This is a genomic window from Protaetiibacter intestinalis, from assembly GCF_003627075.1.
Lineage (GTDB): Bacteria > Actinomycetota > Actinomycetes > Actinomycetales > Microbacteriaceae > Homoserinibacter > Homoserinibacter intestinalis.
Genome location: NZ_CP032630.1, coordinates 2,209,505 through 2,225,627, shown reverse-complemented (window position 1 = coordinate 2,225,627; position 16,123 = coordinate 2,209,505). Strand labels below are relative to the sequence as shown.

The 16,123-nt window shown below is 71.8% G+C and carries 14 protein-coding genes; 6 read left to right on the top strand and 8 right to left on the bottom strand.

The window, feature by feature from the left end:
• Nucleotides 1–14: 14 nt before the first annotated feature.
• The gene (locus D7I47_RS10505; protein WP_120763923.1) at nt 15–860 is read right to left on the bottom strand and encodes an alpha/beta fold hydrolase; all 846 of its coding nucleotides are present in this window, start codon (nt 858–860) and stop codon (nt 15–17) included.
• A 99-nt stretch (nt 861–959) separates the two neighbouring features.
• Between D7I47_RS10505 and D7I47_RS10500 the strand changes: the two genes are divergently transcribed.
• Both D7I47_RS10500 and D7I47_RS10495 read left to right on the top strand, forming a co-directional pair.
• Nucleotides 960–1,523, top strand: coding sequence for a TetR/AcrR family transcriptional regulator (locus tag D7I47_RS10500; RefSeq protein ID WP_120763922.1), 564 nt, complete (start codon nt 960–962; stop codon nt 1,521–1,523).
• 27 nt (nt 1,524–1,550) lie between these two features.
• The gene (locus D7I47_RS10495) at nt 1,551–2,207 is read left to right on the top strand and encodes an O-methyltransferase (RefSeq protein WP_120762993.1); all 657 of its coding nucleotides are present in this window, start codon (nt 1,551–1,553) and stop codon (nt 2,205–2,207) included.
• A gap of 6 nt (nt 2,208–2,213) precedes the next feature.
• Here D7I47_RS10495 and adhP read toward each other — a convergent pair whose 3' ends face one another.
• Entirely contained in the window at nt 2,214–3,251 is a 1,038-nt protein-coding gene (gene adhP, locus D7I47_RS10490; RefSeq protein ID WP_120762992.1) for an alcohol dehydrogenase AdhP, read from the bottom strand.
• Nucleotides 3,252–3,348: 97 nt separating this feature from the next.
• On the opposite strand from adhP, the gene D7I47_RS10485 reads away from it, so the two are divergent.
• Nucleotides 3,349–4,065, top strand: a complete 717-nt coding sequence (locus D7I47_RS10485) for a DUF899 domain-containing protein (protein ID WP_120762991.1) — start codon at nt 3,349–3,351, stop codon at nt 4,063–4,065.
• A 49-nt stretch (nt 4,066–4,114) separates the two neighbouring features.
• On the opposite strand, the gene gatA is transcribed toward D7I47_RS10485, so the two are convergent.
• The 6 genes from gatA to D7I47_RS10455 form a co-directional block, all read right to left on the bottom strand.
• Complete coding sequence (gene gatA / locus D7I47_RS10480; protein WP_120762990.1) at nt 4,115–5,614, bottom strand: Asp-tRNA(Asn)/Glu-tRNA(Gln) amidotransferase subunit GatA; 1,500 nt, start codon at nt 5,612–5,614, stop codon at nt 4,115–4,117.
• Nucleotides 5,611–5,919, bottom strand: a complete 309-nt coding sequence (gatC, locus tag D7I47_RS10475) for an Asp-tRNA(Asn)/Glu-tRNA(Gln) amidotransferase subunit GatC (protein ID WP_193726431.1) — start codon at nt 5,917–5,919, stop codon at nt 5,611–5,613. The genes gatA and gatC overlap by 4 nt, the downstream gene beginning before the upstream one ends.
• 26 nt (nt 5,920–5,945) lie before the next feature.
• Nucleotides 5,946–7,235, bottom strand: coding sequence for an alpha/beta hydrolase (locus tag D7I47_RS10470; protein ID WP_120762988.1), 1,290 nt, complete (start codon nt 7,233–7,235; stop codon nt 5,946–5,948).
• A 148-nt stretch (nt 7,236–7,383) separates the two neighbouring features.
• A complete protein-coding gene (gene ligA, locus D7I47_RS10465) occupies nt 7,384–9,732 on the bottom strand; it encodes an NAD-dependent DNA ligase LigA (RefSeq protein ID WP_405083434.1) in 2,349 nt (782 codons plus the stop codon).
• Between the two features lie 134 nt (nt 9,733–9,866).
• On the bottom strand, nt 9,867–10,970 hold the full coding sequence (gene mnmA / locus D7I47_RS10460) for a tRNA 2-thiouridine(34) synthase MnmA (protein ID WP_193726430.1): 1,104 nt from the start codon (nt 10,968–10,970) through the stop codon (nt 9,867–9,869).
• 125 nt (nt 10,971–11,095) lie between these two features.
• Nucleotides 11,096–12,253 carry a cysteine desulfurase family protein gene (locus D7I47_RS10455; protein WP_120762987.1) on the bottom strand — a complete coding sequence of 386 codons (1,158 nt, stop codon included), beginning with the start codon at nt 12,251–12,253 and terminating at the stop codon, nt 11,096–11,098.
• Between the two features lie 58 nt (nt 12,254–12,311).
• On the opposite strand from D7I47_RS10455, the gene glgX reads away from it, so the two are divergent.
• The 3 genes from glgX (at nt 12,312) to D7I47_RS10440 (ending at nt 16,066) form a co-directional block, all read left to right on the top strand.
• The gene (gene glgX / locus D7I47_RS10450) at nt 12,312–14,354 is read left to right on the top strand and encodes a glycogen debranching protein GlgX (protein WP_120762986.1); all 2,043 of its coding nucleotides are present in this window, start codon (nt 12,312–12,314) and stop codon (nt 14,352–14,354) included.
• A gap of 5 nt (nt 14,355–14,359) precedes the next feature.
• A complete protein-coding gene (gene ybaK / locus D7I47_RS10445; protein WP_120762985.1) occupies nt 14,360–14,830 on the top strand; it encodes a Cys-tRNA(Pro) deacylase in 471 nt (156 codons plus the stop codon).
• A gap of 96 nt (nt 14,831–14,926) precedes the next feature.
• Nucleotides 14,927–16,066: a glycoside hydrolase family 53 protein gene (locus D7I47_RS10440; RefSeq protein ID WP_120762984.1), complete on the top strand. Its 1,140-nt coding sequence runs from the start codon at nt 14,927–14,929 to the stop codon at nt 16,064–16,066.
• The last annotated feature ends 57 nt before the right edge of the window (nt 16,067–16,123 follow it).

The window sequence follows — 16,123 nt, the reverse complement described above, 5'->3', positions numbered from 1 at the left end:
GCCACGCGGCCCGATCAGTGGGTCACGAAGTCGACCAGCAGCTCGGCGATCTCGGTGCCATGGGTGGCGAGGAAGCCGTGCGGGGCGCCCTCGATCTCCACATAGCGCGCGTTCGGCACGAGCTTCGCGAACGGGCGCCCGGTCGCGTCGATCGGCAGGATGTTGTCGCCCGTACCGTGCACGATCAGGATCGGGATGTCGAGCTCGGCGATCTTCGCCACGTCGGCACGGAAGTCGGTCGCCCAGGTCGGCACCGCCGCCCAGTCGGCCACCGCGCCCGAGCTGTAGGCCACGCGCTTGTCGTTGGCGACGTGCTCCTCCGAGATGCGGGTGCCGAGGTTCTCGTCGAGGTTGTAGAAGTTCTTGTAGAACTCGGTGAACCAGGCGTAGCGGTCCTTCTTCACGGTCGCGACCGTGCCGTCGATGAAGCCCTGGTCGATCGGGCCGTCGGGGTTGTCGTCGGCCTTGCCGAGGTACGGCTCCAGCGACGCCAGGAACGCCGCCTTCGACACCCGCTCGGTGCCGTAGGTGCCGAGGTAGCGGCCCACCTCGCCGGTGCCCATCGAGAAGCCCACGAGCACGGCATCCCGCACGTCGAGCGTCTCGAGCACCGTGTTCAGGTCGGCGGTGAAGGTGTCGTAGTCGAAACCGGTCGAGACCTGGGTCGACTGGCCGAACCCGCGGCGGTCGTAGCTGATCACGCGGAAGCCCGCGTCGAGCAGCGCCTGCTCCTGGGTCTCCCAGGAACGCCCGTCGAGGGGGTAACCGTGGATGAGCACCACCGGCTGGCCGCTGCCGCGGTCGTCGTAGTGCAGCTCGATCGGCGTGCTGTTCTCGGTGCCGACGGTGATGAAACCCATGATGTCCACTCCTTGCGAATTGTGAGAACGTACGTTCTCTGATGTCGATCACTCTAGAGAACGTCCGTTCTCAAGTCAAGCTATGATGTCGACGTGACGATGAACACCACCGAAACAACCGACCCGCGCACCCGCGTGGTGCAGACCGCCGACGAGCTCTTCTACGCCCGCGGCGTCTCGACCGTCACCATGGACCAGCTGCGCGACGCATCCGGGGTCTCCCTCAAGCGCCTCTACTCGATGTTCCCCTCGAAGGAAGACGTGGTCGTGGGCGTGCTCGAGCGCCGACGGTCCATCTGGACGGAAGGCGTGGAGAGCCTCATCGACGCGGCCCCCGACGCGCGCAGCAAAGTGCTCGCCGTGTACGACTTCCTCGCCGCCTGGTTCTGCGACGCCGACTTCCGCGGCTGCGTCTTCGTCAACACCTTCGCCGAGCTCGGCGCCACCTCGCCGCGCGTGGCGGCGGTCGTGCGCGAGCAGAAGGCCGCCTTCCAGCAGCGGATGGCGCAGCTCGTGACCCAGCTCGGCGGCTCGGAGCTACTCGCCGCCCAGCTCGCGATCCTCGCCGAGGGGGCGCAGACGACCGCCGCCATCTCGGGCGCCCCGGATGCCGCCGCCGTCGCCCGCGCGGCCGCGGAGACCCTCATCTCGGCCGAACTGTAGAACCCGGAAAGGCGTAGCCTCGGGCGCATGAGCACCTGGACCGAGGTCGACGACTACTTCGCCCGCCTGTTCCCCGACGACCCCGCCCTCGACGCCGCCCACGCGAGCTCGAGCGAGACCACGCTCCCCGGGGCGGATGTCACCCCGCACCAGGGCGCGCTGCTCGCCATCCTGACGCGCGCGATCGGGGCGCGGCGCGTGCTCGAGTTCGGCACGCTCGCCGGCTACTCGACCATCTGGCTCGCCCGGGCGGTCGGACCCACGGGCCACGTCGACACCCTCGAGCTCGACGCCGGCAACGCGGCCATCGCGCGCGTCAACTTCGATGCCGCCGGGGTGGCCGACCGCGTCGAGGTGCACCTGGGCGCCGCCGCCGACACGGCCGATCGCCTCATCTCCGAGGGCGTCGAACCGTACGACCTCGTCTTCATCGACGCCGACAAGCCCAGCAACCCGCTCTACCTCGCCGCCTCGCTGCGCCTCACGCGCCCCGGCGGCCTCATCATCGTCGACAACGTCGTGCGCGGCGGCGCCGTCGCCGACCCCGACGACACGACGGCCGCCGTCGAGTGCGTTCGCAGCCTCGTCGACGACATCGTCGCCGCGGGGCTCGAGGCCACCGCCATCCAGACGGTCGGCGACAAGGGCTGGGACGGCTTCGCCGTCATCCGAGTGCCCGACTGAGTCGGCTCAGAACGCGGCGTCGCGGATGTTGAGCACCGCGCGCCCGGTGATGTGGCCGTGCCGCATCTCGTCGAGCACCTCGTTGACCTCGCCGAACGGATGCTCGGTCGCGATCGTGCGCACCTTGCCGCGGGCCGCGAAGTCGAGAGCCTCCGCGAGATCCGCCCGGGTGCCCACGATCGAGCCGCGCAGTGTCGTGCCGCGCAGCACGGTGTCGAAGATGCTCACCGGGAAGTCCCCCGGGGGCAGGCCCGTGATCGACACGGTGCCGCCGCGGCGCACCATGTTCATCGCCTGGGCGAAGGCGCTGCGGCTCGGGGCCGTGACGAGCACGCCGTGCGTGCCACCCACCTCCCGCTGGATCACCTCCACGGGGTCGTCCTTCTCGGCGTTGACGACGATCGCCGCCCCGAGCTTCGTCGCCAGCTCGAGCTTGTCGTCGCCCACGTCGACGGCGGCCACGTTGAGCCCCATCGCGACGGCGTACTGCACCGCGAGGTGCCCGAGCCCGCCCACGCCCGAGATCGTCACCCACTCGCCGGGGCGCACGTCCGCCACCTTGAGGCCCTTGTACACGGTGACGCCGGCGCACAGGATCGGCGCGATCTCGACGAGGTCGACGCCCTCCGGGATGCGGCCCGCGTAGCGCGAGTCGACGAGCATGTACTCGGCGAAGGAGCCGTTCACGCTGTAGCCGCCGTTCTGCTGCTGCTCGCACAGCGTCTCGCGCCCGGTGAGGCAGAACTCGCACTCGCCGCACGCGCTCCACAGCCACGCGTTGCCGACGCGGTCGCCGACCGCGAGGTGGCGCACCTGGTCGCCGACGGCGACCACCACGCCGTGCCCCTCGTGGCCCGGCACGAACGGCGGGCTCGGCTTGACCGGCCAGTCGCCCTCGATCGCGTGCAGGTCGGTGTGCCAGAGCCCCGTGTACTCGACGCGCACGAGTGCCTCGAAGGGGCCCGGCTCGGGGACCGGCAGCTCCTCGATCACGAGCGGGGAGCCGAACTCCCGCGCGATCGCTGCGAACATCGTGTCGGTCATGGCGTCACCTCGTCGTGGTCGGTCATCTCGATCGTAGGCGCGGATGCGGATGTCGGCACCCATGTGTACAGTGTCCACATACGATCGAGGAGGATCCATGACATCCGCACTCCCCCGCGTGGCCGACGCCGACAGCTGGCGCGCCGAGCTCGACGAGCTCCGCATCCGCGAGAAGGCCGCCACCCGCGAACTCGACGCCATCGCCGCCCAGCGACGCCGCCTGCCGATGGTCGAACTGCCCGAGTACACCCTCGTCGGCGAGCACGGGCCGGTCACCCTCGCCGAGGTGTTCCAGGACAGGACGCAGCTCATCACCTACCACCACATGTGGCAGCGGGGCGCCGAGTGGCAGTGCCCCGGCTGCACCGGCTACACCGCGCAGTTCACCCGGCTCGAGTTCCTCGAGCCCTACGACGCGCGCTTCGTGCTCGTCTCGCAGGCGCCCATCGACGAGCTGCTCGCCTACCGCGACAAGGTCGGCAACCGCATGGAGTGGTACTCGACCTTCGACAGCCCCTTCGGCGCCGACATGGACGCCCCGCGCGACGGCGGCTTCGCCGTCAACGTGTTCCTGCGCGACGGCGACACCGTCTACCGCACCTGGCACACCAACGGGCGCGGCACCGAACAGCTGAGCCACACCTTCGCGCTCATCGACCTGCTGCCGTACGGGCGGCGGGAGTCGTGGCAGGACTCCCCCGCAGGCTGGCCGGAGGGCGAGCCCGGCGAGGGCTGGGGCGCCTCGTGGGACATCGCGGCGGCCTACGGCCCGGCGGATGCGGTGGTCGTGCCGGGCGAGCACCACCACCACTGAGAGGGGTGGGGTCACCCGCCGATCTCGAGACGCGTCGCCAGCGCAGGGGTTACAGCGCGGGAGCCTTCGCGAGGAGGGGGCCGCCCCACTGGGACTGCAGCAGCTGCTCGAGCGCGGCGCCCACGGTGTACAGGCGCGCGTCCTCGCGGGCGGGCGCCATGAACTGGATGCCGACCGGCAGGCCGTCCTCCTCCGCGAGCCCCGAGGGCAGCGAGATGCCCGGCACGCCCGCGAGGTTCGCGGGGATCGTGGTGAGGTCGTTGAGGTACATCGCGAGCGGGTCGTCGACCTTGGAGCCGAGCGGGAACGCGGTCGTCGGGGCGGACGGCGTCGCGAGCACGTCGACGTTCGCGAAGGCGGCGTCGAAGTCGCGCTGGATGAGCGTGCGCACCTTCTGGGCCGAGCCGTAGTAGGCGTCGTAGTAGCCCGCCGAGAGGGCATAGGTGCCGAGGATGATGCGGCGCTTCACCTCGTCGCCGAAGCCCGCCTCGCGGGTCGCCGACATGACGTCCTCGACGGTCGGCTGGCCGTCGGGGGTCACCCGCAGACCGAAGCGCACCGAGTCGAACTTGGCGAGGTTGCTGGACGCCTCCGCCGGGAGGATCAGGTAGTACGCGGCGATCGCGTACCGGAACGACGGCGCCGAGACCTCGACGAGCTCGGCCCCCTGCGCCTCGAGCAGCGCGAGCGCCTCCTGGAACCGCGTCACGACGCCGGGCTGGAAGCCCTCGCCGCCGGCGAGCTCCGAGACGACGCCGATGCGCAGCCCCTTCACGGCGCCCTCGCGGGTGCCGGCACGCGCGGCCTCCGCGAACGACGGCCAGGCATCCGGGATCGAGGTCGAGTCGTGCGGGTCGTGCCCGCCGATCACGTCGTGCAGCAGGCCCGCGTCGAGCACGGTGCGGGTCACCGGGCCCACCTGGTCGAGCGAGGAGGCGAGCGCGATCGCGCCGTAGCGCGAGACGCCGCCGTAGGTGGGCTTGACGCCCACCGAGCCGGTCACCGCGGCGGGCTGGCGGATCGAGCCGCCCGTGTCGGAGCCGAGCGCGAGCGGGGCCTCGAAGGCCGCGACGGCCGCGGCCGAACCGCCGCCGGATCCGCCCGGGATGCGGGTGAGGTCCCACGGGTTGTGGGTGTTGCCGTAGGCCGAGTGCTCGGTGGAGGAACCCATCGCGAACTCGTCCATGTTGGTCTTGCCGAGCGGCACGAGGCCCGCCTGGCGCAGGCGCGCGACGACGGTCGCGTCGTACGGCGGCACCCAGCCCTCGAGGATCTTCGACCCCGAGGTGGAGGGCATGTCGAGGGTGCAGAGCACGTCCTTGATGGCGACCGGCACGCCGGCGAGCCCGGATGCGGTGCCCGCGGCGCGCGCGGCGTCGACCGCCGCCGCCGTGTCGAGCGCGGCCTGGTTCACGTGCAGGAAGGCGTGGATGTCGCCGTCGACCGCCGCGATGCGGTCGAGGTGCGCCCGGGTGACCTCGACGCTCGAGACGTCGCCGGCATCCAGCAGGGCGGCGAGCTCGGCCGCCGACTTGGTGACGAGGCTCACTGCTCCTCCCCCAGGATCGAGGTGACCTTGAAGTAGTCGCCGTCGCGCTCCGGGGCGCCCGCGAGCGCCTGATCGGGCGTGAGCGTCTCGCCCACGACATCCGGGCGGGTCACGGTGCCGAGCGCGATCGGGTGGCTCGTCGCCGGCACGTCGGGCGTCGCGACGGCCCGCACGGTGGCGACCGCGTCGACGATCTGGCCGAGCTCCCCGGTCAGACGCTGCACCTCGTCATCGGTGAGCCCGATGCGTGCGAGGTCGGCGAGATGGCGCACGACTTCCGGAGTGATCTCAGACACGACCTCCATCCTACGAGGGGCGGATGGGGGCCCGGCTACGCGACCGGCGCCTGCCGCTTGCCCGACGCCTTGATCGCGTCGCCCGCCGCGCGGTCGGCATCCGTCACGAGCGCACCCTCGTCGATGCCGATGAGCGCGAGGTTGCGCAGCGAGCTGCCGCCCTCGGAGAAGTAGTCGTTGTGGGTTACGGCGCCGTTCAGCCGCTGCCCCGTGATCGGGTCGACGCCGGGCGCCACCGAGAAGCGGTGGGCGCCGTACGAGGCCGAGGTGGGCTGGCTGCCGAACACCCCGGATGCGGGGATCGGGTCCCAATCCGCGGCCCCCACCCACACGTTGCCGTCGGTCACCTGCAGCTCGCTCACGGTGCGGGCGGGGCTGCCGGGCGAGCCGACGAGGGCGAGCGCGTCGACCGAGACGTCGTCCTCGGCGAGCGACAGCAGCGCCGCGGTCGAGCCGTAGGAGTGGGCGAGCACCGCGAGGTACGGCTGGTCGTCGCCGCGTGCCGCCCGCAGCCCCTGCAGGGTCGCGGTGAGCTCGCGCTGCCCCTCGCGGGCGAGCTCCATGGAGGCGACGTTGACGAGGCTCGGGGTGCGGTAGCCGATCCACGCCACTGCCGCCACGGCGAGGTGCTCACCCGGGTGCAGTCGGTCGAGCCACGCCTCCTGGTCGGAGACGAGCGACTCGGCGGTGTCGCTCCAGGCGGCGATCTGGGCGTCCACCCCGAAGAACATGCCCGGCACGAGGATGCTCACGTAGTCGGCGCGTGCGAGGTCGCCGATCGCGATCACCGCACGCCCCTCGCCTGTCGGGTCGAAGGCGAACAGCCGCCGGGAGTGACCGTCTTTCGGCAGCAGCGCCTCGGCCACCTGCTCCACCATGTGCAGCCGGGTGCCGAGCTCCTCGCGCTCGGCGCGCCCCACCTGGCCGTTCAGCCGCTTCTCGAGCGCATCCGCCGCCGCCGCGAGCGAGGAGCGGTTGGCGGTGTCGCGCACCGAGAACGGCACGCCCTCGAGGTTGCCGACGAGCTCGGGCGCCCCCCTCAGCAGGGCACGCCGGGTCGACGCGGGGCTCGCGGCCCACCACCCCGCCACCGACGCGGCGGCCGGCGGCTGGGCGAGCAGCTCGGAGACGGCATCCGGGTGCGCGGCGAGGTAGCTGTGCACCTCACCGCGCGACAGGTCGCCGAGCCGGTCGAGGAAGGAGATGCCGGTCAGCTGGTCGAGCGGCGTCGACGGTCCGGAGACGATCCCCGCCGAGGGGCCGATCGGCGCGACGAGCGGATCGGGCGCACCCGCAGGCATGACGACGACCCCGAGCACCAGCATCGGGGTGGCGAGAAGCGCGGTGACCTCGAACAGCTGATTGCCTTCCCAGTGACTCTCAGCAGCGGACGGGTCATTCTACCGCCGGAATACGCCCCACCGGCCGGGCGGAAATCGACCCGTAACAGTCCGCCCGGCGCCCCGTGGCCGCTCAGTCGAGCGCGGCGGGCCCCTGCTCGACGAGGATGCGGAACTGGGCGGCGTCGATGATGCGCACCCCCAGCTCCTCCGCCTTCGTCAGCTTCGAGCCGGCTCCCGGGCCCGCGGCCACGAAGTCCGTCTTCTTGCTCACGCTGGAGGCGGCCTTGCCGCCCGCGCGGATGATCGCCTCCTGCGCGCCCTCGCGCGTGTAGCCCTCGAGGGCGCCGGTGGCCACCACGGTGAGCCCCGCGAGCGGCCCATCGGCCGCCGCCGCGTTGCCCGGCCCGGGATGCCCCGGCGTCGCCCACTGCACGCCGGCGGCCGCCCAGCGCTCGACGATGTCGACGTGCCAGTCGATCGTGAACCAGTCGAGCACGGCATCCGCGATGATCCCGCCGACGCCGTCGACCGCCGCGAGCTCCTCGCGGGTGGCGCCGCGGATGGCGTCGAGCGAGCCGAACCAGTCGGCGAGGGCACGCGCCGCGACGGGGCCGACGTGCCGGATGTTGAGGGCCACGAGGAAGCGCCACAGTTCCTTCGTCTTCGCCTTCTCGAGCTCGTCGAGCAGCGTCTTCGCGACCTCCGAGGGGCCCTCGACCGCGGGGTGGTCCTTCCGGGCGTGCTGCACGATCTTGCGGAACGGGGTGCGCAGGTCGTAGGAGCCGTCGGGCAGCGTCTTGCGCTCGCCGGTCTCGACGTCGCGCACCACCACCTCGATCGGCATGAGCTGCTCGAGGGTCAGGTCGAAGAGCCCCGCCTCCGTCTCGAGCGGTGCGGGGCGCGGGATCTCGGGCTGGGTGAGCGCGGCGGCCCCCACCTCGCCGAGCCCCTCGATGTCGAGCGCACCCCGCGATCCGATGTGCTCGACGCGACCGCGCACCTGGGCGGGGCAGGCGCGCGCGTTCGGGCAGCGCAGGTCGACGTCGCCCTCCTTGGCGGGCGCGAGCGGGGTGCCGCACTCGGGGCAGTCCGCCGGCATCACGAACTCGCGCTCGGTGCCGTCGCGCTTCTCGACCACGGGCCCCAGCACCTCGGGGATGACATCCCCGGCCTTGCGCAGCACGACCGTGTCGCCGATGAGCACGCCCTTCGCCTTCACGACGTCCTGGTTGTGCAGGGTCGCCTGCCGCACGGTCGAACCGGAGACGTGCGCGGGCGCCATGACGGCGAAGGGGGTGGCGCGGCCGGTGCGGCCGATCGAGACGACGATGTCGAGCAGCGTCGTCTGCACCTCCTCGGGCGGGTACTTGTAGGCGATGGCCCAGCGCGGGGCGCGGCTCGTGGCGCCCAGCTCGTCGTGCAGGGCGAGCTCGTCGACCTTCACGACGATGCCGTCGATCTCGTGCTCGACGTCGTGGCGGTGCTCGCCGTAGTGCTCGACGTAGGCGATGACGCCGTCGACGTCGGGACTCACGCGGCTGTAGGGGGTGGTGGGCAGGCCCCAGCCCTCGAGCAGGCCGTAGATCTCGCTCTGGGAGGCGACGGGCGGGTCGGGCCAGGCGCCGATGCCGTGCACGTACAGCCGCAGCGACCCGACGCGGGCGAGGGCCGCCTCGAGTTCGAGGCCGTCCTTCTTGTCGAGCTGCTGGCGCAGCCCTCCGGATGCCGCATTCCGCGGGTTGGCGAACGCCGGGAACCGCCGCGCGGCCGAGGCGCGGGCCTTCTGCTCGTCGAAGGCGCCCGCGCGGCCCTTCGACCGCTCCTCGGACTCGGCGAAGGCGCGCTCGCGCAGCTCCGCCTGCAGGGCGTTCAACCGTTCGAAGGCCTTCACCGGGATGAACACCTCGCCGCGAACCTCGACGAGCGCGGGGTGACCCGTGCCCGAGAGACGCTCGGGCACATCCGCGAGCCGCAGCGCGTTCTCGGTGACGAGCTCGCCCGTGCGGCCGTCGCCGCGGGTGGCGGCGCTCGTGAGCACGCCGTGCTCGTAGCGCAGGTTGATCGCGAGCCCGTCGATCTTCAGCTCGGTGAGCCAGTGCACGGGGCGGCCCGCGGCATCCGCGGTCTTGACGCACCACTCGCGCAGCTCGTCGGCGGAGAAGACGTTGTCGAGGCTCAGCATGCGCTCGGCGTGCACGATCGTGGCGAGGCCGCTCGTCTCGGTGCCGCCGCCGACGGTCTGGGTGGGCGAGTCCTGGCTCTGCAGCTCGGGGAAGAGTCGCTCGAGCTCTTCGAGGCGGTGGATGAGGCCGTCGTACTCGGCGTCATCGACGAGGCTCGTGTCGCGCTCGTAGTACGCCTCGCGCAGTTCGAGGATGCGGGCGGTCAGTGCCTCGGCCTCCGCGTGCGCCCGCTGCAGCGAGGTGCGCGTCGCCTCCGGAACCTGCTCCACCTCGTCGGTCTTCGCCCCACGTGCCACGGCTGCCAGCCTACGGCCGACCCCCGACGGCCGCCCGTCCCCCTCCCCCTCCCCGACGTCGCGCCGCTGAGTGGTCGGTTTCTCGCCCCAAAAGCGCCGAATGGGGCCAGAAACCGACCACTCAGCGTCGGGGGCTAGCGGGAGGCTGGGACGGCGGAGACGGTGCGGTCGATCGTGCACTGGCCGACGACGCGGGTGCCGACGTAGACGACGGCGGTCTGGCCGGGGGCGACGCCCTCGATGGGCTCCTCGACGCGGATGACGAGCTCGCCGTCCTCGAGGCGGGCGGTCGCGGGCACCGGGTCGGCGTGGGCGCGCACCTGCACCTCGCAGTCGAAACCGGATGCGGCATCCGCGGGTGCGGCGCCCGCCCAGCTGAAGCGGGCGCCGGCGAGCTCGGAGATCGCGAGCGCCTCCTTCGGGCCGACGACCACCTCGTTGGTCTTCGGGCGCACCTCGAGCACGAAGCGCGGGCGGCCGTCCGGGGACGGGTAGCCGATGTTGAGGCCCTTGCGCTGACCCACCGTGAACGCCGCGGCGCCCGGGTGGGTGCCGATGCGCTCGCCGGAGCGGTCGAGGATCGCACCCTCCTCCGCGCCGACGCGGGAGGCGAGCCAGCCGCGGGTGTCGCCGTCGGGGATGAAGCAGATGTCGTGGCTGTCGGGCTTCGCCGCGACCGAGAGCCCGCGCGCCTCCGCCTCCGCCCGCACCTCGGCCTTCGAAGGGGTGGCGCCGAGCGGGAACCAGGAGTGCGCGAGCTGCTCGGCGGTGAGCACACCGAGCACGTAGGACTGGTCCTTCGCCCAGGCGGCGGCGCGGTGCAGCTCCACGCCATCCGGGCCCTGCCGCACCTCGGCGTAGTGGCCGGTGACGACGGCGTCGAAGCCGAGCGCGAGCGCCTTGTCGAGCAGGGCCGCGAACTTGATGCGCTCGTTGCAGCGCATGCACGGGTTGGGGGTGCGGCCAGCCGCGTACTCGGCGACGAAGTCGTCGACCACGTCGGCGCGGAAGCGCTCCGAGAAGTCCCACACGTAGAAGGGGATGCCGAGCTTGGCGGCGGCGCGGCGGGCGTCCATCGAGTCCTCGATCGTGCAGCAGCCTCGGGATCCGGTGCGCAGCGTCCCCGGCATCCGGCTGAGCGCGAGGTGCACGCCGACCACCTCGTGGCCCGCCTCGACGGCGCGCGCGGCCGCGACGGCGCTGTCGACGCCGCCGCTCATCGCCGCGAGTACCTTCACCGCTCCAGGGTACGCGGCTCGCCGTCCGGCCCTCCCCTCCCAGAAATGCAGGAGAATCCCGGGCCGGTCGCCGCGGAGTCAGGACGCAGCCGTCACCTCGGCAAGGATCTCCTGCATTTCTGGACTCAGGATGCGGCGGCGCGGGCGCGGGCGACCGCGGCCGGCAGCGCGGCGAGGAAGGCGTCGACGTCGGCGTCGGTCGTGTCGTGGCCGAGGGTGACGCGCAGGGCGCCGCGGGCCTCGGACTCGGGGACCCCCATCGCGAGGAGCACATGCGGGAGCTCGGCGACGCCCGCCTGGCAGGCCGAGCCGGTGGAGACGGCGATGCCGGATGCGTCGAGCAGGTAGAGCAGGGCGTCGCCGTCGACGCCCGCGAAGGTGAAGTGCGCGTTGCCGGGGAGGCGTTCCGGACCGGCCCCGCCGCGCAGCACCGCGCCGTCGACGGAGGCGAGCACGCCCGCCACGAGACGGTCGCGCAGTGCCGCGACCCGCGAGAGCGGCAGCGCCGCGACCGCGCGAGCGGCCGCGGCGCCGAACGCCACCGCGCCGGCGGCATCCTGGGTGCCCGAGCGGCCGCGCTGCTGGTCGCCGCCGTGCAGCAGCGCCTCGAGCTTCGCCGTGCGGGCGAGCGCGAGCGCCCCGATGCCCACCGGCCCGCCGATCTTGTGCGCCGACACCGACACGGCATCCGCGCCCACCGCGTGCACGTCGATGGGCAGCTGCCCGTAGGCGGCGATCGCGTCGAGGTGCACGGGCACGCCGCGCGCGTGGGCGAGCTCCACGAGCTCGGCGACCGGCTGCACCGTGCCCACCTCGTTGTTGGCCCACAGCGCCGTCACGAGCGCCACCTCGTCGCCTCCCTCGGCGAGCGCCCCCGCGAACGCGTCGAGGCGGATGCGTCCCGCCGCATCGAGCGGCACCCAGTCGACCGCCGCGCCCTCGTGGCGCTCGAGCCACTCGACCGCGTCGATGGTCGCCTTGTGCTCGCCGAGCGGCACGACGATGCGGCGCCGCGCTGGGTCGGCCGCGCGCGCCGCCCAGTACAGCCCCTTGACGCCGAGGTTCACCGACTCGGTGCCGCCGCCCGTCAGCACGACCTCGACGGGGTCGACGCCGAGCGAGCGGGCCACCGCCTCCCGACCCGACTCGAGCAGCTCGCGCGCCGCCTGCCCCGGTCCGTGGATCGAGGAGGGGTTGCCGACGAGCCGCAACGCGTCGGTGTAGGCCGCGAGCACCTCCTCCGGCATGGGCGAGGTCGCGGCGTGGTCGAGGTAGACCGCCATGAGGCTCCTGCTGTTCGCGTTTACAAGTCCGTCACGCGCACGTCCTAACCTAGACGTCATGTCGCCCGCCGATCCCTTTCGCAGCCTCGGCGTGCACCTCACCTCGCGCGGCGGCGAGATCCGGGTGTGGAGCGCGAACGCCACCTCGATCGAGCTGTGCATCTTCGACGCCGACGACCTCTCCTGGGTCGCGAAGCGCGTGCCGCTCACCCGCGACGGCGACGTCTGGCACGCGACCACGCGATCCCTCGCGGCGGGCACCTGGTACGCGCTGAGCGTCGACGGACCGGACGGCCCCACCCACGACTTCGACCCCGATCGGTACCTGCTCGACCCGTACGCGCGCGGCCTCGCCCGCACCCGCGACGGCGCCTGGCGCGGCTACGTGCAGGACGACGCCTTCGACTGGGGCGGCGTCGGCAAGCCGAACACCCCGCTCGATCACACCGTCATCTACGAGGCCCACGCGAAGGGCCTCACGAAGCTCAACCCGGCGCTGCCGGAGGAGCTGCGGGGCACCTACGCCGGTCTCGCGCACCCGTCGACCATCGAGTACCTGAAGGAGCTCGGCGTCACGGCGGTCGAGCTGCTGCCGGTGCACCAGTTCGTCTCCGAGCAGCGGCTCGCGAAGATGGGCCTCGTCAACTACTGGGGCTACAACACCCTCAACTTCTTCACCCCGCACGGCGCCTACGCGACGCGCGACGCCCAGTTCGGCGGCACCGGCGCGGTGCTGCGCGAGTTCAAGGGCATGGTCAAGCTGCTGCACGAGGCGGGGCTCGAGGTGATCCTCGACGTCGTCTACAACCACACCGCCGAGGAGGGCCGCGGCGGCCCCACGAGCTCGTTCCGCGGCATCGACAACGCGAGCTACTACCGCCAGCAGGCCGACGGCAGCTACATCGACACCACCGGCTGCGGCAACACGCTCGACTACGAGCTCGAGGTCACCCAGCGGCTCGTGCTCGACTCGCTGCGCTACTGGGCGAACGAGGTGCAGATCGACGGCTTCCGCTTCGACCTCGCCGCCACCCTCGGCCGCGGCGCGGGTGCGGAGTTCTCGACCGACCATCCGCTGCTGCACGCCATCCTCGAGGACCCGGCGCTGCAGGGCGTCAAGATGATCGCCGAGCCGTGGGATGTCGGCATGGGCGGCTGGCAGGTGGGCAACTTCCCGCGCGGCTGGTCGGAGTGGAACGACGGCTACCGCGACCGGATGCGCAACTTCTGGCTGCGGGACATCGCGCGGGCGCGCGAGACCGGCTCGGCGAGCGAGGGCATCGGCTCGCTCGCACGGCGGCTCGCCGGCTCGAACCACGTGTTCTCGCTCGAGCGCGGGCCGCTCGCGAGCATCAACTTCATCACCGCCCACGACGGTTTCACGGCGGCCGATCTGGTGGCCTACGACAAGAAGCACAACCTCGGCAACGGCGAGAACAACCGCGACGGCACGAGCGACAACAAGTCCTACAACCACGGCGTCGAGGGCCCGACGAGCGACGAGACGATCCAGGCCACCCGGCGCAAGGCCGTGCGCAACCTGCTCGGCACCCTGCTGCTGAGCGCCGGCATCCCGATGCTCACCGCGGGCGACGAGTTCGGCCGCACCCAGCGCGGCAACAACAACGCGTACTGCCACGACTCGGAGCTCACCTGGCTCAGCTGGGACCGCAACGAGTGGCAGCAGGACCTCTTCGAGGTCGTGCAGACGCTCATCCGACTGCGCCGCGAGAACCCGGCGCTGCGCCCCGTGCGCTTCGGGCGCTGGGGTGAGACGACCCCCTCGGCGAGCCAGATGGACTGGTACAACAAGGAGGGCCAGGCGATGAGCCTCGAGGACTGGGACTCCCCCGAGGAGCGCACCCTGCAGTACCTCGCCGCGTCGACGCCCGAGTTCGAGGAGTTCAACCGCATCCTGCTCGTCGTGCACGGGCTCGAGACGGATGTCACGGTCACCCTGCCGGCGCACGAGGGCGTCGAGCGGTACACGCTGCTGTGGGACTCGGGGCACGACGACATCACCGGCATCGAGGGCGTGCACCACCCGGGCGAGGAGCTCGCGATGGCGCCCACCTCGATGCTGCTGTTCCGGGCGGACTGAGCCGGATGGCCGGAACGCCCGCGACGGCCGCGCTCTCGGCGGCCGGCATCCCCTTCAGCGAGCACGCCTACGCGCACGACCCCGCGAACCGCGACTTCGGCATGGAGGCGGCCACCGCCCTCGGGCTCGACCCCGATCAGGTGTTCAAGACGCTGCTCGCCGACGTCGACGGGCGCTTGGTGGTCGGGATCGTGCCGGTGACGGGCAAGCTCGACCTGAAGGCGCTCGCGGCGGCGGTCGGCGGCAAGAGGGCGGCGATGGCCGACCCCGCGCTCGCGGAGAAGCGCACCGGCTACGTGGTGGGCGGCATCAGCCCGATCGGCCAGAAGCTGCGACACGAGACGGTGCTCGACGAGACCGCCGAGCTGTGGGATGTGGTCTACGTCTCGGGCGGTCGCCGCGGCTTCGACCTGGGGCTCGCGCCCGCCGATCTCATCCGCGCCACGGATGCCGTGGTGGCCGATATCGCACGCTGACGCTTGACAGCGCGGCACGGTCGTGCCTGACTGTAACCGGTCACAGTCTGTGACCGGTCCCAGTATCGCCACTTTCTCAACGAGGAGAAGAGAGATATGCGCACCACCTCCCCCGCCCGACGCCGCCGGCGTCGCGGCCTCACCCTCGCCGCGGCGCTCGTCGCGGCATCCACCCTGACCGTCGGAGGCATCGCCGAGCCCGAGAGCGCGACGGCGGCGGGCACCCTCACGATGCTCGGAGCGGACGTCTCGTCGCTGCAGCGCAGCCTCGACCTCGGGGTGACCTACTACAACGCCGCAGGCGTCGCGCAGAACCCGCTGCAGATCCTCAAGAACAAGGGCGTCAACTACGTGCGCCTGCGGGTCTGGAACAACCCGGCGAGCGGCTACAACAACAAGGCCCGGGTGCTGCAGCAGGCGGCATCCGCGAAGGCGCTCGGCCTCAAGGTGATGATCGACTTCCACTACAGCGACACCTGGGCCGATCCCGGCAAGCAGTACAAGCCGGCCGCCTGGGCCTCGCACAACATCGGCCAGCTGCAGACCGACGTCTACAACTTCACCTACGACGTGTGCACCGCGCTCAAGAACCAGGGCACGACGCCCGACAGCGTGCAGATCGGCAACGAGATCAACGTCGGGATGCTGTGGAACGAGGGCAAGGTCGTGAACAACGACTTCACGAACCTCTCGCTGCTGCTGAAGTCGGGCTACAACGCGACGAAGGCGTGCAGCAGCGGCACGCAGGTGATCATCCACACCGCCGACGCCGACAGCGACGCCAACATGCGCTGGTTCTACGACGGCATCAAGGCCAAGGGCGTCTCGTGGGACATCACGGGCCTCTCGTACTACTGCATGTGGCACGGCACGCTCGCGAACCTGTACAACGTGATCGTCGACGCCAAGTCGCGCTACGGGAAGCCCGTCGTCATCGCCGAGACCGCGTACCCGTTCACCACGGCGAACGCCGACGGCGAGGCCAACTCGACGAGCGCCACCTGCGACGGCAACGCCGCGAGCTGGACCGGCCAGGCGACCGAGTTCACCTGGATCCAGAACACGGCGCGCAACGCGGGCGCCATCGGTGTCTTCTACTGGGAGCCGACGTGGGTCGCGACCTCGGGCAACGGCTGGGACCCGGCCAACATCTGGGGCACCGGCAACCAGTGGGACAACATGGCCGTCTTCGACTGGACGGGCCACGTGAACCCCAACATCGTCTGGACGCCGTGATCGGCGCCTGACCCCACGTCGGGCCGTCGTGCGTTCGGATCGCGCGGCGGCCCGACC